This window comes from Pseudidiomarina tainanensis (assembly GCF_004214835.1).
Classification (GTDB): domain Bacteria; phylum Pseudomonadota; class Gammaproteobacteria; order Enterobacterales; family Alteromonadaceae; genus Pseudidiomarina; species Pseudidiomarina tainanensis.
In genome coordinates, this window is the sequence record NZ_PIQJ01000001.1 from 234,489 (window position 1) to 254,149 (window position 19,661).

Annotated in this window: 16 protein-coding genes; 10 read left to right on the forward strand and 6 right to left on the reverse strand. The window is 48.9% G+C overall.

The features are described 5' to 3' along the window. Positions 1-2 precede the first annotated feature (2 nt). Positions 3-503 carry a TIGR00645 family protein gene (locus CWI82_RS01205; RefSeq protein ID WP_092857816.1) on the forward strand — a complete coding sequence of 167 codons (501 nt, stop codon included), beginning with the start codon at positions 3-5 and terminating at the stop codon, positions 501-503. Here CWI82_RS01205 and alr read toward each other — a convergent pair. Further along, positions 500-1,609: an alanine racemase gene (gene alr, locus CWI82_RS01210; protein ID WP_092857814.1), complete on the reverse strand. Its 1,110-nt coding sequence runs from the start codon at positions 1,607-1,609 to the stop codon at positions 500-502. The genes CWI82_RS01205 and alr overlap by 4 nt on opposite strands. 76 nt (positions 1,610-1,685) lie before the next feature. After that, positions 1,686-3,059 (reverse strand): Na+/H+ antiporter NhaC family protein, encoded by a 1,374-nt coding sequence (locus CWI82_RS01215; RefSeq protein WP_092857812.1) that lies wholly within the window; start codon positions 3,057-3,059, stop codon positions 1,686-1,688. 196 nt (positions 3,060-3,255) lie between these two features. Between CWI82_RS01215 and CWI82_RS01220 the strand changes: the two genes are divergently transcribed. From CWI82_RS01220 to CWI82_RS01230, 3 genes are read left to right on the forward strand one after another with little or no spacing between them, the layout of a single operon-like run. Further along, positions 3,256-5,361 carry a TonB-dependent receptor gene (locus CWI82_RS01220; protein WP_130202404.1) on the forward strand — a complete coding sequence of 702 codons (2,106 nt, stop codon included), beginning with the start codon at positions 3,256-3,258 and terminating at the stop codon, positions 5,359-5,361. Beyond that, positions 5,343-6,389 (forward strand): PepSY-associated TM helix domain-containing protein, encoded by a 1,047-nt coding sequence (locus CWI82_RS01225; RefSeq protein ID WP_165383859.1) that lies wholly within the window; start codon positions 5,343-5,345, stop codon positions 6,387-6,389. The genes CWI82_RS01220 and CWI82_RS01225 overlap by 19 nt, the downstream gene beginning before the upstream one ends. A 52-nt stretch (positions 6,390-6,441) precedes the next feature. Then, a complete protein-coding gene (locus tag CWI82_RS01230; protein ID WP_130202406.1) occupies positions 6,442-7,293 on the forward strand; it encodes a prephenate dehydratase in 852 nt (283 codons plus the stop codon). Here the strand turns inward: CWI82_RS01230 and dinB are convergent. Continuing rightward, the gene (gene dinB, locus CWI82_RS01235; protein ID WP_130202407.1) at positions 7,263-8,345 is read right to left on the reverse strand and encodes a DNA polymerase IV; all 1,083 of its coding nucleotides are present in this window, start codon (positions 8,343-8,345) and stop codon (positions 7,263-7,265) included. The two genes, CWI82_RS01230 and dinB, sit on opposite strands and share 31 nt — an antisense overlap. Positions 8,346-8,518: 173 nt before the next feature. Between dinB and CWI82_RS01240 the strand changes: the two genes are divergently transcribed. Together CWI82_RS01240 and CWI82_RS01245 are read left to right on the forward strand one after the other, a co-directional pair. Continuing rightward, complete coding sequence (locus tag CWI82_RS01240) at positions 8,519-8,866, forward strand: c-type cytochrome (protein WP_092858235.1); 348 nt, start codon at positions 8,519-8,521, stop codon at positions 8,864-8,866. 219 nt (positions 8,867-9,085) lie between these two features. Beyond that, positions 9,086-11,686, forward strand: a complete 2,601-nt coding sequence (locus CWI82_RS01245) for a sensor domain-containing phosphodiesterase (protein ID WP_130202408.1) — start codon at positions 9,086-9,088, stop codon at positions 11,684-11,686. 7 nt (positions 11,687-11,693) lie between these two features. Here CWI82_RS01245 and rep read toward each other — a convergent pair whose 3' ends face one another. Then, a complete protein-coding gene (gene rep, locus CWI82_RS01250) occupies positions 11,694-13,706 on the reverse strand; it encodes a DNA helicase Rep (protein ID WP_092857800.1) in 2,013 nt (670 codons plus the stop codon). A gap of 140 nt (positions 13,707-13,846) precedes the next feature. Here rep and CWI82_RS01255 point away from each other — a divergent pair, with 140 nt between their 5' ends. Next, a complete protein-coding gene (locus CWI82_RS01255; protein ID WP_092857798.1) occupies positions 13,847-14,098 on the forward strand; it encodes an accessory factor UbiK family protein in 252 nt (83 codons plus the stop codon). 1 nt (position 14,099) lies between these two features. Here CWI82_RS01255 and CWI82_RS01260 read toward each other — a convergent pair whose 3' ends face one another. Beyond that, positions 14,100-14,810: a hypothetical protein gene (locus CWI82_RS01260; protein ID WP_130202409.1), complete on the reverse strand. Its 711-nt coding sequence runs from the start codon at positions 14,808-14,810 to the stop codon at positions 14,100-14,102. Positions 14,811-14,936: 126 nt separating this feature from the next. Here CWI82_RS01260 and CWI82_RS01265 point away from each other — a divergent pair, with 126 nt between their 5' ends. The 3 genes from CWI82_RS01265 (at position 14,937) to CWI82_RS01275 (ending at position 18,637) form a co-directional block, all read left to right on the forward strand. Further along, complete coding sequence (locus tag CWI82_RS01265) at positions 14,937-15,677, forward strand: ferredoxin--NADP reductase (protein ID WP_130202410.1); 741 nt, start codon at positions 14,937-14,939, stop codon at positions 15,675-15,677. 30 nt (positions 15,678-15,707) lie between these two features. Further along, on the forward strand, positions 15,708-17,003 hold the full coding sequence (locus CWI82_RS01270) for an NAD(P)/FAD-dependent oxidoreductase (protein ID WP_130202411.1): 1,296 nt from the start codon (positions 15,708-15,710) through the stop codon (positions 17,001-17,003). 95 nt (positions 17,004-17,098) lie between these two features. Beyond that, positions 17,099-18,637 (forward strand): YifB family Mg chelatase-like AAA ATPase, encoded by a 1,539-nt coding sequence (locus tag CWI82_RS01275; protein WP_130202412.1) that lies wholly within the window; start codon positions 17,099-17,101, stop codon positions 18,635-18,637. Here CWI82_RS01275 and ltaE read toward each other — a convergent pair. Continuing rightward, positions 18,623-19,645, reverse strand: a complete 1,023-nt coding sequence (gene ltaE, locus CWI82_RS01280; protein WP_130202413.1) for a low-specificity L-threonine aldolase — start codon at positions 19,643-19,645, stop codon at positions 18,623-18,625. The two genes, CWI82_RS01275 and ltaE, sit on opposite strands and share 15 nt — an antisense overlap. Between the last annotated feature and the right edge of the window lie 16 nt (positions 19,646-19,661).

The window sequence follows — 19,661 nt, forward strand, 5'->3', positions numbered from 1 at the left end:
GCATGGAACGTTTCATTGAAAACCTAATGTATAGTTTGCGTTGGTTGTTAGCGCCTATTTATCTCGGTTTGAGTCTGGCGGTTTTACTATTGGGTGTGAAGTTCTTTCAAGAGCTCATTCATGTATTTCCAAACATTCTTGAGATTAAAGAAGTCGATCTGATCCTGCTTACCCTAACCCTAATTGATATTGCATTGGTCGGTGGCTTGCTGGTGATGGTGATGCTCAGTGGTTACGAAAACTTTGTCTCCACGCTTAACATCAATAACGACACGGAAAAGCTCGCGTGGCTTGGTAAAATTGACTCGGGCGGTTTGAAGAATAAAGTGGCAGCGTCGATTGTTGCGATTTCATCAATCCACTTGCTGAAAGTATTCATGAACGCGCAAAACATCGACCACGACACCATCAAGTGGTACGTGATTATCCACTTAACCTTTGTCGGCTCTGCTTTTGCGATGGGTTACTTAGACAAAGTAACCCGCAAACAAGGTGATGATTAACGCGTCACGCGAGGCACGCGCGCGGTAACATTGGTGAGCAAATCGTAGCTAATGGTACCAGCGTGTGTGGCCACTCGGCCAACACTCAAATTGGGTCCCCATAATTCTGCTTCATCGCCAATGGCGATATCAGTAAAGTCAGTGATATCCACTGTGATCATATCCATTGATACCGTGCCGGCTAACGGCACTTCATGACCCTTTAGCCACACTGGTGTGCCATTTTTAGCATGACGCGGATAGCCGTCTGCATAACCTATGGCGACAGTTGCAATGAGGCTCGGTCGCGTTGCTGTCCACGTACCGCCATAACCGACGCTCTCGCCTTTCGCAACGTTACGAATAGCAATAACAGGCGCTACAAGACGCATGACCGGACGCAGTGGTTCGGGTAATTCAATGGCTTTTTCTACTGGGTTGTCACCATAGAGCAAAATCCCAGTGCGCACCCAGTGGCCGTTATGTTGTGCCATATCAATGGCTGAGCTCAACAGCGCTGCTGAAGTTGCTAAACTCATATCGAGTTTGGACTCGGTTTGTGCACAGACATCTTCAAACAGCTCAAGTTGTTTGTCGTTCAGTGGATGCGTCTGTTTCTCAGCATTGGCAAAATGCGACATCATGGTCACGCTGCCAACCTGGGGGGAGGCCTTAAGTTCTTCGTAAACACGCTGAGCTTCAGCTGGCGACCAACCCAATCGATGCATACCTGTATCGACTTTCAGCCACACCGATAACGGCCGTACCATGCGTGACATTAAAATTGCATCGAGTTGTTGTTGCTGGTGCACCACTGGCTGGAAGTTATGATGGGCGCAAACGGGCAATTCGGCTTCGCTAAAACACCCTTCCAGCAACACAATTGGGTGTTGGAATCCGGCATTGCGAATCTCGATAGCTTCGTCAATAAAAGCCACGGCGAACGCATCCACGTGTTCGCTAATCGCTTCAGCAACAGTAAGCACACCGTGACCATAACCATCGGCTTTAATCACGCCTAACAAACGTGCATCACCAGCTAGCTGGCGCGCAATGCGTGCATTATGATGCAAAGCATCGCGGTCGATCTCGGCACGGGTAGGGCGAAAATGAACACCATTAGCCATGATGCACTCCTAGCCATTCCGCTAATTTTGTCACGGTGATTGTCATCACGCCGAGATACCACATACAACGTTTTCCTTAAATCATTATAAAACTAGCGATAACGTACAACACAAGCGTGACGCCACCAGCTGTCAGCGCATACGGCAATTGTGTACGCACGTGCTCGAGTAGGTCACAGCCAGATGCTAATGCTGATACCGCGGTGGTATCAGAAATCGGTGAGCAGTGGTCACCAAACACACCACCACCTAATACGGCAGCCAATAGCAGCGGTGCTGGCAAATCAAGCGCAATAATCATCGGTGCAGCAATCGGAATCAAAATAGCAAAGGTGCCCCATGAAGTTCCGGTTGTGAACGAAATCAGTGCACCGGTTAAGAATAACATAGGCGCAATTAAATAGAGGGGTAAGAAATCGCCAACTAAGTTAGCTAAGAAGATACCCGTACCTAATTCCCGTAAGCTGCTACCTAGCGCCAAAGACAGCAATACGATGCTCACTAATGGCAAGAGCTCGCTCATACCTTTAAAGCCGATATCTACCAACTGTTGATGGCTTTTGCGTCGACTCATCAGCAACATTATATAAGCAACGACGCAAGCCAAAGCGGTCGCATACAATACTGATTTAGAGCCATCTCCTTGGGTGATATCCCCGTCGCCAGTACCAAACATAAATGCCACCATACCGAACACCATCACTGCCAGCGGTACCAGCATATAGCGAGCTTTGCTGTTACTCGGCACGTGTTCCGGAATATCTTGATGGGGTTGCGGCTGCTGTTCAACGGTGCGCATTGGTCCATATACTTTGCCTGAAAAGGCGGTATAAAACACGATGCTGAGTGTAACGAGTGCGTAAAAGTTATAAGGGATAGTGGCCCAGAGCGTGCTCACAGATGAGCCAGGTAAACCTTGCTGTTCAATCATGCCAAGTACATAGGCACCCCAACCGTTCAGTAGTATCAAAATACACACGGGAGCACTGGTACTATCGATTAAGTAGGCTAAACGCGCACGGCTCATGCCAAGCTTTTCGAATAAGCCACGCGATAAAATACCGGCTGTGAGGACACTTAAATTCGATTCGATAAAGACAAAGATTCCGGTAAATACCGTCATTAAGCTGGCGCTACGCTTGGTTTTACCAAGGCCGCGAGCCAGCAGAGCCTCAACTGTTGCTGCCACGCCACCAGACTCACGAATGTAAGCAAGTAGCGCACCCACCATTAAGCTAAACACCAGAATACGGGTATTACTGGCTGAGCCAAATACGGCAACAATGCGCTCAATGGTCGCGACAAACGTGAGTAAAACTGATTCGCCACCTTGAAGGGTGAGGAGCAATTCAGAAGTCATAATGGCAAGGAGTAGCGCAACTATGACTTCTTTACGCCAGAACACCACTAATATCGCGACAAGTGGCGGTAAGACAGACATCCAACTCATGGGAATGGCCTTTTGTTGTTATTGTTCGGCTTTTTGATAGCTATACGTTCAATAGTGCCAAGGCTTTGCAATAGATGCAATTTCTCATCAGCAATTATGACACTGCGCAAAAAAAACCACGAACACTATTGTAATTTAAATGCGAATCGTTATCATTAGCGCAATCATTTAGGCCGCTCTAATTTCGGGGGAAGTCATGCGCCTTAACGCTTTAACAATCGCTGTCGTTACAGCACTCGTCACTACACCACAGATTGCAATTGCACAAGACACATCAGCAGCTGTTGATGAAGTTATCCAGGTATCGGCAACGCGGACATCACAACCAGCCAGTAGTATTGCCGCTACAGTAACAGTCATTGATGGCGAGGAAATTCGTGAGCAATTAGCCGTGGCTGACTCGCTGTCAGATGTGTTAGGTAACTTAGTGCCTGCATTTTCACCATCACGCCAAAAATTAACCAGCGCGGGCGAAACGTTGCGTGGTCGTGAGCCACTTTACTTGATTGATGGCGTGCCGCAGTCAAACCCGTTGCGAAATGGGTCGCGGGCAAGCTACACCATTGATCCGCTCATGATAGAGCGCGTTGAGATTATTCACGGCGCCAGCGCTATTCAGGGTATGGGCGCAAGCGGCGGTATCATCAACATCGTGACGAAATCCGCGACTAACGGCACTGAAAATGAATTTGTCGCAGGTCTCACCACGTCACCAGAAGAATTTAGTGACGGTTTGAGTTATCGCGCGGGTTATTTGACCCGTCATGTGTCAGGCGACTGGCAAGTGGTCGCTGGCGCTCAATTGCGCAGTACTGGCATGTACGTTGACGGTAACGGTGACTTCATTGGTACCGACGTAACGCAAGGTGATACGCAAGACTCAGAAAGCTTCGATTTATTTACCAAAATTGGTTACACCATTGACGACCAACAACACCTTGAACTGATGGTGAATCACTTCAACTTACAAGGAAATGGCGATTTTTCACCCGTTAACGGTAATCGTGCGGAAGGTATTGCCGCGATTTCAGTGAAACAACCAAGCGAAGGCGATCCTGCTGAAAATAAAGTCACAACCGCAACGCTAACCTACAAAAACAAAGCCGTGTTAGGTGCTGATTTAAATTGGCAGGTGTTCTTGCAAGATTTCTCTGCGCTTTATGGTGGCGGGCGTTATGCAACCTTCCAAGATCCCGCTTACGGCGATGAAATTTTCGACCAGTCACGTAATGACTCCAATAAGTTCGGCTCTCGCTTAACCATGAACTGGAGCGCACTGGCAGGGTCACCGGTTGACCTAAGCGCTGGTATTGATTACTTGCAAGACACAACCTTTCAAGAGCTCGCTCAAACAAATCGTAACTGGGTGCCAGAAACAACTTTCAATAACTGGGCGCCATTCGCACAATTGCGCTACCAGCAAGACGGCTTAACGATCAGCGGTGGTTTACGCTACGAATACGGTAAGCTTGAGGTTGAAGACTTCACCACCTTATATGCATACAACAGCACCTTTGTTGAGGGCGGCGAGCCATCATTTAATGAGCTGTTACCCAATTTAGGCGTGGTTTACGCATTTACCGATACCGTTCGCGCCTTTGCGAGTTATTCAGAAGGCTTCAGTATGCCGGACGTTGGCCGTGTATTGCGTGGCATTAATACACCTGATTTAAGTGTTGCTAGCTTCCTAGATTTACAACCAGTCATCGCAGACAACCAAGAAGTGGGTATTGAGTATCGCGGTTCAGCGCTACGTGCCAGCCTGAGTTACTTTACTTCTGAATCAGATTTAGGTGCACGTTTACAACCGAATGAAGATGGTATTTTCTCGGTTGCTCGTGAGCGCACCGAAATTGATGGTATCGAGTTTTCTGCAAGTTATGCACTTTCGAACGCCACTAGTTTTGATTTGAACTACGCGGATACAGACGGTGAATATGACAGCGACGCTGACAATGTCGTTGACACTCAACTCGGTGGTCGCAACATTGCGCCACGCCGTATGAACATCAGCTGGCAGCAACAGTGGACAGACATGGTGAATACGCGCTTGCAATTGAATCATCTGTTTGACCGGAATATCTACACCGGTGAACGAGCGATTAATAACTTTGAAGGTTATCAAACGGTTGATTTACAGATGAACTACGATTCACCCGACTATGGTTTGTTTACCTTGGGTATCGAAAACCTATTGGATGAATACTATCTGACTTATTACGCGCAAACCGCTGGCGCTGATGCCACTAACTTTGCCGGCCGCGGCCGTACTGTGAGTATCAATTGGTTCTATCAATTCTAACCAAGTTACATCGCTGGTTCGGTTTATTCTTTGGAATATGGCTCATGCTCGTCGCTTTGACGGGCACGTTGCTGTTATACAAAGTGGAATTGTTGCAGTGGAGCTATCCACAACTGCGCCTCAACGCATTACCGAGCGAGGAAACCGCTGCGCAAGTCTTCGACCGCTACACCGAAGGCTACGCCTATATGCCACGAGATGCGAACCCATGGCTTGAAGTGGTGACACCAGCCGGCGCACGTCATTATTACAATGCCAACGGTGAACGTGTATTAGAACGCCCTTATCTAAGCGATTTAGTTGGTATCATGGTGGAATTTCATCATCATTTGCTTCTCAAAGAACTCGGTAAAACGATGCTAGGGTATATCGGTATCGTTGGTTTAATTCTTCTGATTACAGGAATTATTCGCTGGTGGCCGCGGCGTTGGACGCAACGAATATTCACGATTCGCTGGATGTGGCCGTGGCAGCGAGGTTTTGCAGGCACGCTGTTTCAGCTCCATAAAGTAGCGGGAAGTGTCTTATTTATTCCCGTCTTTATTGGCATGCTGACAGGTACTGCCATCATGTATGCAGCGGCGGTGAGTTCGGGTTTAACGGCGTTAGCCCCAGAGCAACAACCGCAACCGCTGACGGCGCATCAATGGCAGCAAGTGACACCTGCACAGAATTGGCAGCAACGCTTTGATCGTGCCCACCAATTATTGCCAGAACACCAGGTGCAACTGGTGTCATTATCCAACTTGAGTTTACGCATGACGTTTCCTGGTGAATGGCATCCGAACGGACGTAGCCATGTGCAGTTTAATGCGCAAACCGGTGCGGTAACGAGCGTGTATGATTTACGCTATGACAGTTTAGGTTACCAACTAAGCCAAATGATTTTTCCGGTACACGTTGCTGCTGTTGGCGGTCTGCCGTGGCTCATTGTTGTGTTGTTTGGTGGTTTAGCTCTGATTATTTTACCGTTGAGTGGGATTTATTTTTGGTGCTGGCGTCAGTATAAAAAACGCTGTAGGTTGTAACCATGCTTGTCATTAAATGACTACCACGAAAATAAGACATGAGACGTAAGTTGTGACCACCAAAATAGCCACCCTCGGGCCCGCTGGTACATTTTCAGAACTTGCTGCCCGCAATTTCGCGAAACGTTACACCACCAGCAATATTATGTTTTATCCAACGCTGCGGCGCACCATTGACGCGCTTGATGATGGCGCCGACATCATTGTGGTGCCAATTGAAAATATTGTTGAAGGCATCGTCTCGCCGGTGGTCGATAGCTTTCTCAGACGTCCACTACAAATCATTGCGGAGGCCGCTATTCCGGTGCGCTTCTCGGTGGTCATGAATCATCCGCAGCCACAGCGGTTATTTGCTCAGTTTGTTGCGCAAGGCCAGTGTAGTGAGTGGTTAACGCGCCATGCGCCGGACATTGTCACCACCGCAAGTAACACCGAAGCCTTGTCATTATTGCAGGCCACTAAAGAGCCCGCAGCGGCGCTGATTCCTGAACACCTGCTTGATGGTGACCGTGTCGCATCAACAACTTTTGCAACGGTTGTGCATGATGTCACCGACGTTGCCCACAATGAAACGCGTTTTGTGGCACTGCAAGCCGCTCAACCACTGGCGTTGCCAAAGCTTGGCACAGAATATAAATCAGCGGTGGTGATTGTCGATGATGCTGATCATCCAGGTCTATTGCTTGAGCACCTACAAGCTTTTGCTGTGCATCAAGTGAATTTACTCTCACTGGTATCGCGGCCGACAGGGCAGAAATTTGGTCAATACCATTTTTTTATCGAGTTTGAAGGGCATTTGCTACACAGCCAGGTACAAGCGGCACTTAGTGCGATTAAATTACGTAATCGTGTGATTGAGCTAGGTAGCTACCGCTATTCAAGCTCTAACTCAAGCTGCAGTTGATCGTCCGGATCAGGCAGCGCCACGCTGATACCAATCAAGCGCACGCCGCGCTGATTGCGGCGCTCCCAAGCTTCTCGCACCAAATGATAGAACAAGCTGGGTGAGGCGGTTTGCGCGGTGCGCGAAACCGTCGTTTGCTGGAAATCACTAAACTTTAATTTCACGGTTTGGCTTTTAATATGCGTTTGTTGCCAACGTGAAACCCGCAAGCGTTTCATTAACTGCGGAAGCAAAACCTCGTCAACAAACTGTTCAACCTGACGAAGCTGATGAAAATCACTGGGCAAGGTCTCTTCAACTCCGACACTTTTCCGAATACGTTCGGTGACGACTTGCCGAGGGTCAATGCCTTGGCAGCGTTGATAGAGCAACCAACCGGCTTTATCGCCGAGTAATTCTTGTAACCGTTCAATGTTAGCCTGCTGAATATCTCGACCAAGAAAAAATCCGGCATAGTTCAGCCGCTGTAAACTTTTCGGTCCAACTCCTGGAATACGTTTGAGATGCAACTTAGCTAAGTAATCCAACACCTGCTCGGGGGCGACAACGAATTGACCATCAGGCTTGTCTTCTTCACTCGCAATTTTGGCCACCATTTTCTGGTTGGAAATACCAGCAGAAGCCGTCAAGCCCATGCCCCGCAAGGTATGCCGGATACTTTCCATGGTAATGCTGGCGCTACCCTGATACAGCGTGTTTTCAGTTAAATCGAGATAAAACTCATCAATTGAAGCAGGCTCGACAATCGGTGTGACTTCGGTGAGTACTTGGAAGACTTGCTTGGATAACTCACGATAATAGCCGTGATCGGGAGCAACAAAATGGAGTTCCGGACACAATCGGCGCGCGTGGGAGCCACTCATGGCGCTACGCACACCATATTGGCGAGCGAGATAATTCGCAGTTGCGACAACGCCGCGTTCACCACCACCGCCCACGGCAAATGGACGCGCTTTCAAACTGGGGTCGCGTAATACCTCGGCGCTCGCGAAGAAAGCATCGAGATCTAAAAGTGCAATTTTACGCGTATTACCTTGTGTGTTTTCTGACATAGCACGGAAGTGTTTAACCTTGGACGGAATCTGGCTATAATCGCAACAACGAACCGAGCTAGCAAGCTCATCAGCTTATACAGGAGTCCACTGTGAACGTACTGAAAGTCGTAAAATCAAGCCGTATTTGGGTTGCTGCGCTGGCATTATCTGTAGGCAGTGCAAGTGCTGCCATGCTACCACAGCAAAGCAATGATGAAATTAAAGAGCGTATCGCGCCAATCGCACAAGTGCGTGTAGCGGGTGCAAATGCAGCTGCAAGTGGTGGCGGCGCTGCAAGTGCTCGTTCAGGTGATGCAGTTTACAACAAATTCTGTACCGCGTGTCATACCTCGGGTGTGCTGGGTGCGCCAAAAATTAATGATGCTGCCGATTGGGAACCACGCCTAGCCCAAGGTATGGACACTGTCCTTAAGCATGCCGTTGAAGGTTTTAATGCAATGCCACCAAAAGGCACCTGCAACGACTGTAGCGAAGAAGAAATTCAAGCAGCAATCGATTACATGATCGCTGACATTTAAAGAAAAATTTCTTATATTCAGCTCATGAATAATGAAAAAACCGCTACGGCGGTTTTTTTGTGCCTGTAATTTGAGCAAAACACTTTTCTAACGTCCTGATGAAAGATATACTCAAGCGTTGTTTTTACTAAAAGTTTACATAACTTAGGGTAAGTAACGCGGTTCTACACGTTGTTGAATCAAAAACAAACAAAATAAAAAACAAATAAAATCAAAAAGATGCAACAGTCTAGTGAGCTTGTTAAAAAGCAAAAAGAAATTGCGCGCCTGCGCAAGGCTGTTGCACGTCTGCAAGAGCTAGCACTGAAGTATCGCGAATCAGAAGTGGTGCAAAAAGCGCTCTTTAAGATTTCAGAGCTCGCCTCGTCTGTTACCGACATGCAACAGTTCTATCAGTCGGTGCACAATATTATCGGCGACCTCATGGTTGCGAAGAACTTCTTTATTTGTTTGTACGATCATGCGGAAGATACCGTAAAATTTGTTTATTTCGTTGACGAATACGATGATATCCCTTCATTGGAGTCAATTCCTGCTGAATTGTTAGGTAAAGGCTTAACAGGTTACGTTATGCGTACCGGAAAACCCTTTCTGTACGATAAAGACGTATTTGCACGCTTGCTTAAAAGCGGCGAGATTCGTGATTTAGGTGCTGCACCAGTTGATTGGCTTGGTGTGCCACTCCATTCAGATAATCGAATCATCGGTGCAATGGTTGTTCAAAGCTACACCGAAGATGTGCGCTACAGCGAGGCCGACAAAGAATTGTTCTTGTTCGTATCGCAGCACATCGTCAATGCGTTAGATCGAGTGCGACAACGTGAAATGATGCAAGCGGAAATCGAGCATCAAACCGCGAAGTTACGTCAAATCAATGACGACTTAAAATCAGAAATTGCTGAACGCGAACGTGCCCAGCAACTCAGCTCTGTTTTATTTTCAATTTCTGAGGTCACCAACACCTCAGATTCAATGAAATCATTTTATGAGCAACTACATCGGCAAATCGGTCAGCTTATTAATAACGAAAACTTTTTCGTCGCATTATTAGACGACGACAAGAAATTCCTCGAATTTCCATACTATGTCGATGCCTTCGACAACAACTTACAAAAGAAGCGGCCGCTTGGGCGCGGTATGACCGAATACGTTATTCGTCACAAAAAGCCGGTATTCATTGAGAAAGAAAAATATGCGGTCTTACTTGCCGAAGGCGAAGTAGAAGGCTCAACCAGTTATTACGGAACGCAGCCAACGCAATGGTTAGGCTCACCGCTGGTGGTTGATGACGAAGTGATTGGCGTTTTATCGGTGCAAACCTATAGTGATGATGTGCAGTACAAACAGGATGACCTTGAGCTCCTGAACTTCGTTTCGCAGCATGTTGCGGTGGCGATTGAACGGCGTCGTAACGCTGATGAAGTGCGTCGCGTGAATGCTTATCTCGAACGTAAAGTGGCCGAGCGCACTGAAGAACTTGTCAGCGAAATTGAGCGCCGTAAAAAGGTTGAAGAGAAGCTGTTCTACGATGCCCATCACGATGCATTAACAGGGCTACCTAACCGCTCCATGTTCACCGAGCGCTTGCAGCAAACACTCAAGCATAAACGTCGTTATCCACATCATAACTTTGCGGTGCTGTTCGTCGATCTTGACCGCTTTAAAGATATTAATGACACCTTAGGGCATTCTGCCGGCGACGAATTCTTACTCGAAGCGAGCCGACGTATTGGTGAGTGTATTCGTGATAACGACACTATTGCGCGTTTAGGCGGTGACGAATTCGTTATCTTGCTGGATATGATTCGCCATATCGATGATGCTTGTGATATCGCTTCACGTATCATCGAAAAAATGAAGTTGCCGTTTGTGTTTGGTGAGAGCGAACATTATTCCGGCGCAAGCGTGGGTATCGCCGAGTGTAAATCGCGTAACGACTCAGCCGAGCGATTACTCCGTGATGCCGATGCCGCCATGTATCAAGCTAAGAGCATGGGGCGTGGCCGCTATGTGGTATTTGATGAGAGCATTCACAAAGACTTGGTCGCATCATTAAATCGCGAAACCGAATTGCGTCATGCACAGTTTGACCAAGATTTTATTTTGCAGAAGTTTACCGTGCATGAACTCGGTAAAAACCAGCCTGTGGCGCAAGAGCTACTCCTGCGCTGGCAACGTGATGACAGTTTATTACCTGCCGAACGCTTTTTAGCAATTGCCGAGAAAACCGGCATGACCATGGCGCTTGACCAATGGATGTTAACTCGTTGCTGCGAGTTACTTGCCAACGACGAAACTGCCCCGCCGGTTTACGTGTGTATCTCTGCGAAACACTTATTCAAGCTAGCAGATGTGAAAGCACTGCAAGAAATCATTACCCAATCAGGCGTGGCGCCAGAGCGCTTGATTCTTGAGTTTAGTGAAACCGAATTACACGATAACTCCAAACGTCAGCTCAGTTGCCTTCGTCAATTAGCTGATTTCGGCGTTGGTTTAGCACTCAATGAATTTGGTCGCAGCGCCGGTGCGTTGCAATATATTCTCAACTATCCGTTTACGCATGTGAAACTTGATCCACGTTTTGTCGCGGATATTGCAACGAGTCAGCGGGCGCAAACTATGGTGCGCAACGTGGTGCACTTATGTCGTGATCTCGGTATTGAAATTTCGGCTTCGGGTATCGAGAACATCGACCAACAAAAAGCCTTGGTGCATAACGGGGTGAATGTGGGGCAGGGTTCACTGTTTGGGGAACCCGAGCAGGTAAAGTCACCATCGCAGGACGAGCCGACGCCAGTGCAGTCGGCAGGAACGGCGTAACCTCTTCTTAATCTTCCATGGCTTTACGTAATAAAGCCAAACCGCTTGCACGAGCGGTTTCCCGTGCGGCTTCGTTGGCTGCAGCGTGTTCTTCCCACTCCAAATCATCTTGCGGTAATTCGTACAAGAAACGACTCGGTTCTGGCCGCATCACATCACCGTATTGCCGGCGTTCTTTCGCCATGGTGAAGATTAAAGACTGTTGCGCACGAGTAATACCCACATAGGCTAAGCGTCGTTCTTCTTCGACCATACCTTCGTCAATGCTTGATTGATGCGGCAACAAACCTTCTTCCATTCCCACCATAAATACATGCGGGAACTCGAGGCCTTTAGATGCATGTAGCGTCATCAATTGAACTTGGTCGCCTTGTTCTTCTTCCTCGTTGCGCGAGAGCATGTCGCGTAAACAAAGCTTCGCAACGGCTTGTTCTAGCGTGACCGGTTCATTTTCGTCATCGCCTTTAAGCATTTCGGTGACCCAACGCATCAGTTCACTGACGTTCTTCCAACGCATTTCTGCTGCACTCACGCTTGGGCTGCTTTCGTATAGCCACTCTTCGTAGCCAATCAGTTTGAGTAAATCAAACAATGCGGAGGCAGCTTCTGGTGGATGGTCACAACGCCGTGCGGCACGCTTCATGAAATCGACAAAATATTGTACTGATTGATACTCGCGTGCCCCCAAACGGGTTTTCAACGCTTGATGGTCGGCCGCTTCAAACAAACTAATGTGTAGTTCGTGCGCAAGCTCCCCCACACGCTCAACTGTTTGCGGACCAATACCACGCTTCGGCACGTTGATAATCCGAATGAATGCGGTGTCGTCACTTGGGTTCACCAACAAGCGCAAATAGGCCATGACGTCTTTGACTTCCGCGCGGGCGAAGAAGCTCTGCCCGCCGGTCATCCGATATGGAATCCTGTTACTCATCAAGGCCTTTTCAAACACCCGCGATTGATGATTGCCGCGGTACAGCACTGCAAATTGATGATACGGCGTGCGCTCTAAAAACCGTCGTCGAACAATTTCAGCAACCACACGCTCGGCTTCATGCTCTTCGTTACGGCCATATATCACACGAAGCGGCACGCCATATTCCATTTCAGAAAACAGCTTTTTATCAAATACGTGCGGGTTATTTTCAATCAAAATATTTGCGGCTTTTAGAATACGGCCATGCGAACGGTAGTTTTGCTCTAGCTTGATGACGTTCAGCTTTGGAAAGTCTTTTTGCAGCAGCGCCAAGTTTTGTGGCTGGGCACCGCGCCATGAATAAATGGATTGGTCATCGTCGCCAACCACGGTGAAGTTAGCCCGCTCGCCAACCAATAAGCGAACCAATTCGTATTGGCTGGTGTTGGTATCTTGATATTCGTCCACCAATAAGTAATGGAATTTATTCTGCCACCGCGCACGCGCCTGCTCGTTGGTTTTTAACAGTAGCGTTGGTAGCAATATCAGATCGTCAAAATCTATCGCGTTGCAAGCTTTCATATTTTGCTGATAGCGACGATAAAACTCCGCAAACATTTGCTCGTCAGCTTGTTGAGCCTGGTTCAGCACCTGATCGGGGCTCAGCATCGCATTTTTCCAATTACTGATTTGGCTTTGCAGCAACTTCAATAAATTCTTATCGCCATCCAGCTCAGGTTCTGTTAACGCTTTAAGTAGCGCAAAGGAATCTTGATCATCAAACAACGAAAAGCCCGCTTTCATGTTCAATTGGCTGACTTCTTTTCGAATAATTGTGAGGCCAAGGGTATGAAAGGTCGACACCGTTAGGCCGCGGGTGTATTGGCGGCCAAGGGTTTGTCCCACACGCTCTTTCATTTCTCGGGCGGCTTTATTGGTAAAGGTAACCGCCGCAATATGACGTGCTTGATAGCCGCAGCGCTGAATCAAATGCGCGATCTTTTCGGTGATAACACGCGTTTTACCACTACCGGCTCCTGCCAATACCAACACCGGTCCTTCGATGGCTTTTACGGCTTCTTGTTGGCGGGGGTTGAGTAGCATGTATAAAACGGCCTTTGATGATCGGTTCGACGAATGAGCCGCAGATTTTACCGTAAACTCCTGCTAAGCTAAAAGGTAATTACAGAGAATTGATTTTTAGTGGTTAAACATTTCTTACAAGAAGTAACAACGGAAGCACTATGGACCCGAAAAAAATAGAAGATATTGCGCGTCAAATTAATGAAAGTATTCCGGCTGGCGTGAAAGATTTCGCTGGTAACATCGAACAGCGCGTGAAAACCGTATTGCAGCAGCAACTTGGCAAGCTTGATGTGGTCACCCGTGAAGAGCTCGATGTGCAGCAACAACTATTACTACGTTTACGTCAGCGTGTTGACCAGCTCGAGCGTGAGCTGGAGTCGATGAAGCGCGACTTAGACGACGAATCTTGACCTATTCAGACGGCCGGCATTGCGCCCATGTTGGTGCAGTGCTGACGGTTTGAATGGTTGCTTGTACTGGCGGTAGCGCCGCACCCGCTGTCAACACTTGCGCTTCGTAGTCAGCCAGGCTCAATTCCTTGCGCAGTATCTGGTTCACGTCCCGATTGATGAAATAGGCGAGTGTACCGACGTTATACAATGGCGAGTTCTTCTCTTCGCGGACTAAGGCCGTCGCGTTGCCGTTTAGCTGATTCAAACAGCAGTTGTCTAATTTATTTACCAGTGTTCGTGTTATCGACTCCGGCACCTTCATGTTTTCGGGATCGCTAGCATAGTCGCGTAGCCCCTCAATTTGTTCATAAGCTTCAGCTGTCACAACAATGGCTTGCTGAAGTAACTCAGTCGTTTCATGGGCAAGTGCAATATTGAGCGCCGAGAGAATCGCACGACTATCATCGGCTTCAGAATTTCGAAACATACCTTCAGTGCGGTTGAGCTCACGCCATTGCTCATTCAGAAACCGTAGCTCTGCTGTGTTTACGGGGTTGGTCGGCAGACTCGCTAACTCTTGTGCAAACTCACACACTTTTGCATTGCTATAACGAACAACAGGTGCTTCCGGCGTATCCTTCGGTGATTCCGCTTGTGGCTGACAGCCGACCAAAACGACCATGCTAGCGACGAGCATAATCAATTTAAAATTCGATAGTTGTTGAATCACCAGAATACTCCTTATGTGTACAGCAAGTGTAACACTTGCAACTGCGCAAAAGCACTGTTGCGGCTAGAAAAACTAACGTTAAAACCTTACTATAGCGCGAGTGCTCACCAACGCGAGGAGATACCAATGGCACAATGGTTAACCGGAGAGGTCATTGAGAATTATGCGTGGAATCAGGAGCTTTTCAGTTTGCGTGTGCGCACGCAACCCTTCGAATTTATTGCCGGTCAATTCGTGCGCCTTGGCTTACTTCATGACGGCGGACGCATACAGCGCGCTTATTCTTTAGTGAACGGCCCCGATGATGGCGTTCTCGACTTTTTGGTGAATCGTGTTCACGATGGTTTATTTTCACCCATGCTGCATGATTTAAAAGCCGGGCAAACCATTGAAGTCTCGCAGCCGCCAAGTGGCTTCTTCACGCTAAACGAAGTACCTGACGGCGATAGTTTGTGGTTAATCTCAACAGGTACCGGCATTGGCCCTTACTTGTCGATGTTAACCACCGACATTCCGTGGCAACGCTTCTCGCGCATTCATCTTATTCATGCCGTACGTTACGGCGCCGACCTCGCATACCAACGTAAAATTCTCGACTGGGTCGAGGCACACCCGGGACAGCTGAACTATCAACCGATTGTGAGCCGCGAAGATTATCCTGGCGCACTGCGCGGTCGTATTCCAGCACTCATTGAAAGTGGTGATTTACAGCGCGCTGTGGGTGATGTACTCAATGAGCGTGCGCAAGTCATGCTTTGCGGCAATCCAGACATGATTCGGGATGCCAAGGTTGTGCTCAATGACATGGGCTTACCGAAAAACCTGCGGCGTAAACCTGGTAACGTCACCATGGAACATTATTGGTAATTATTGATAGCAATTTGAAGGAATAAATACATGTCAGAACACCATATTGTGGTGATTGGTGGTGGTGCCGGAGGCTTGGAGCTTGCCAGTAAATTAGGTCGGAAGTATCGCGGCAACGCAGAGGTTAAAGTCACACTGGTTGACCGCAACCTCACTCATATATGGAAGCCGTTATTGCATGAGGTCGCAGCGGGCGCATTAGATGCTGATATGGACGGCGTTGATTATCGGGTTCAGGCTGCAGCCGCAGGCTTCCGTTTTCAGCCCGGCGAACTCACCGCAATCGACCGCGACTCAAAAACACTCACGTTAGCACCTATTCGCGATGACTCGGGTCATGAGATTGTCGCTGCACGCACGTTACGCTACAACCATCTGGTACTGGCTATCGGCTCAGTCACCAATGATTTTGGTACTGCAGGCGCAGCCGAGCATTGCTATTTCTTAGATAGCGTCAAGCAAGCTAAAAAATTTCATCATACGCTCATGAACACGTTTTTAGCGTTGCAGTCAGAGCGCTATCCGCGACCGCTTCGAGTTGGCATCGTCGGGGCAGGGGCGACGGGTGTTGAACTGGCAGCCGAGCTCCATAAATCGGCAGAACTGATCCGCAGTTATGGCTTTGATGACTTCGATTTAAAGCAGCTTGAAATTGTCTTGATTGAAGCTGGTGAACGCATTCTGCCAGCATTAAGCGAGCGTATAGCGGCTGCCGCAAGTCGCGAACTCGCTAAACTCGGCGTTAAAATATGTGTGAACACGGCTGTGGCCAGTGTCGATGCCGATGGATTTATCACGCGTTCAGGCGAGCGTATTGAAGCGAGCATTAAAGTTTGGGCGGCTGGCGTCCGCGCGCCCGATTTCCTCGCTAACTTTGCTGGCTTGGAAACTAACCGCGGTAACCAACTGGTGGTCACCGATGTGCTACAAACCACTCGCGACGCATCGATTTTTGCGTTAGGTGATTGCGCTGCGTTTACTCAAGCCAATGGTAGCCGAGTACCACCGCGCGCGCAGGCGGCGCACCAAATGGCGGATTGCGTGTACGAAAATATTGTGCGCAGTTTAAAAGGTCAGTCATTACAACGCTTTACCTACAAAGATCACGGCTCACTTGTATCCTTGTCGAACTACACCGCGGTAGGTAGTTTGATGGGTAACCTAACGCGCGGCTCCATGATGATTGAAGGCATGATGGCGCGGTTCATGTATAAATCGTTGTATCGCATGCACCAAGTTGCCTTGCATGGCTATTTCAAAACTCTGCTATACATGTTGGCGCAGGGCATTAATCGCCGTTTGCGCCCGCGCCTTAAATTGCATTAATGACGCGACTTCGTACGTCAGGATACGAATTTGAGTTGATCTAGTTTTATCACCGCACTGCTATAGTTTGGCTACTAGAGCCAAGGAGGGCAGTGATGGCAGGTAAAGCTGTTTCAATTGCGCGTGTGTTTACGCGTGCAACACAAGGTATTGAAGCACCGCAGGTGTCGGTCGAAGTATGTTTGGCTGGTGGGTTGCCGGGGTTTGCGGTGGTTGGCCTTCCGCAAGCGGGCGTGCGCGAGGCACGTGACCGGGTGCGTTCAGCGATTCTTGCCAGCGGCTATAGTTTTCCTAAAGCAACTAAAATCACGGTGAACTTAGCGCCGGCTGATTTACCCAAGTACGGTGCACGCTATGACCTTGCGATTGCTATTGGGATTTTGGTGGCTGACGGGCAAATCAATGAGCGTGCGGTGGCAGGCCGCGAGTTTTATGGTGAACTAACACTCAATGGCGATTTACGTGAAGTGACCGGTATTCTTCCGGCGGTGTTGGGGTGTCGTGACGAGGGGCGAGAAGCGGTTATTCCACTGGATAATGCCGAGGAAGCGGCGGCCTTAACGGTGCAGCAATGTGTGGCGGCAATTAGTTTGCGCGATGTGTTTGAGCATTTGACCAGTCCGTCGCCGTTGCCCTTCATTAAACCCGCAACCGCAAAACCTCAACTTACGCAACATGGTGATATCGCCGATGTGATTGGACAAGAGCAAGCCAAACGAGCGTTGCTACTTGCCGCCAGTGGTGGCCATCATATTCTGTTTGTAGGCCCACCGGGCACAGGCAAAACCATGTTGGCGCAACGTTTGCTCGGATTGTTGCCCGTGTTAGATGAGCGCGAAGGGTTGGATGTTGCAGCTATTCGTTCGGTCAGTGGTACGTTGCGTGGTTCACATTGGCAACAGCGTGTACTTCGTGCGCCGCACCATTCTTGTTCGGCGGCGGCACTTGTTGGTGGTGGCTCACCACCCCAACCTGGTGAAATTTCCTTAGCTCACCGATCGCTGTTGTTCCTCGACGAACTTCCGGAGTTTGCTCGCCATGTTCTCGATTCACTGCGTGAGCCGTTAGAGTCGGGGCATGTCACGATCAGTCGCGCCGGTCATCAGGTAACCTACCCAGCACAATTCCAACTAATCTGTGCGTTAAACCCGTCGCCTTGCGGTCATTTTGACGGAACCTTGGCTAGCGCGCGGGCGACCCCCGATCAAATTATGCGTTATTTGGGAAAGTTATCAGGGCCGCTTTTAGATCGTATTGATATGCAAGTCGATGTACCCCGCCAATCCGATGTGCTGAAACAGCAACATCAGCAGGCTGAACCGGTTACACCAATTTGGCGTGATTATGTGAATGAAGCGAGAGCGACACAACTTGAACGTCAAGGCTGCTTAAACAGTGAACTAAAGCCCAGTCAGCTCGCGGATTTTTGTAAATTAGACGACGAGGACCACCAGTTTTTAGTGGCTGCCATTGAGCAATTTAAGTTGTCCCACCGTGCGTATCATCGGCTGTTGCGTTTAGCTCGCACCATTGCTGATTTGGCAGATGCGGAGATGATTTCCCGAACCCATTTGGCCGAGGCGCTCAGCTTCCGAGCCCTCGACCGTCTATTACAGCAGTTACACGCGAGCTAAGGCTTGCTTGAATAAAGTCAGCACTTGATTGATGTCTGACTCTGATACATCGAGATGCGTCACTAGTCGCATTCGTTGTGACCGTGCCGTTAATACGCCATGCTCGCGTAAGTAATCACTTACTTTTTGTGCCACTTCAAGGCTTGGGAAATTGACATAAACCATGTTGGTTTGGGCGGGCTCAACGTGGAATCCAGCATGATGGGCGGCGAGAGCACTCAAGCCATCGTGCAGTAGCTGGGCATTAGCGTGATCATCCGCAAGACGCTCGATATGGTGGTCAAGCGCATAATCCATACCTGCAGCCACTATGCCTGCTTGGCGCATGCCGCCGCCGAGCATTTTGCGCCAACGGTGCGCACGTTGAATAAACTTTTTACCCCCGAGAAGCACTGAACCAATTGGTGTGCCGAGTCCTTTGGAAAAGCATATGGACACGCTATCAAATGGTGCCGATAGCTCAGCAAGCGATAGGCCAGTGGCAACGCTGGCGTTAAAAACACGTGCACCATCAAGGTGAAGCTTCAGGCCATGCTTGTCGCATAACCGCCGTGCTTTCAACATGTATTCTTGCGGAATAACACGGCCGGTATGGGTATTCTCCAATGATAATAACCGGGTAATTGGAAAGTGCGGGTCGTCGGGCTTAATGCGTTTTTCAACAGCACTTAAATTCAAGGTTCCGTCGGCTTCAACTTCAAACGGCTGCGGCACAATGCCGCCAAGCACCGCAGCACCACCCGCCTCATAACGATAGGTGTGGTATTCTTGCCCAACCAGATACTCGTCACCACGCTGACAGTGACTCAACAATGCCAGTAAGTTGGTTTGAGTACCGCTGCTCGCAATTAAGGCCGCTTCCTTCCCAGCGAGTTTCGCTACACGCTGTTGCAATGCATTGATGGTTGGGTCATCGCCAAAAACATCATCTCCCACAGGCGCTGCAGCCATGGCGGCCCGCATCGCAGCGGTTGGTTGCGTTACTGTGTCACTGCGTAAATCAATCATGGAAGCGAACCCTTCT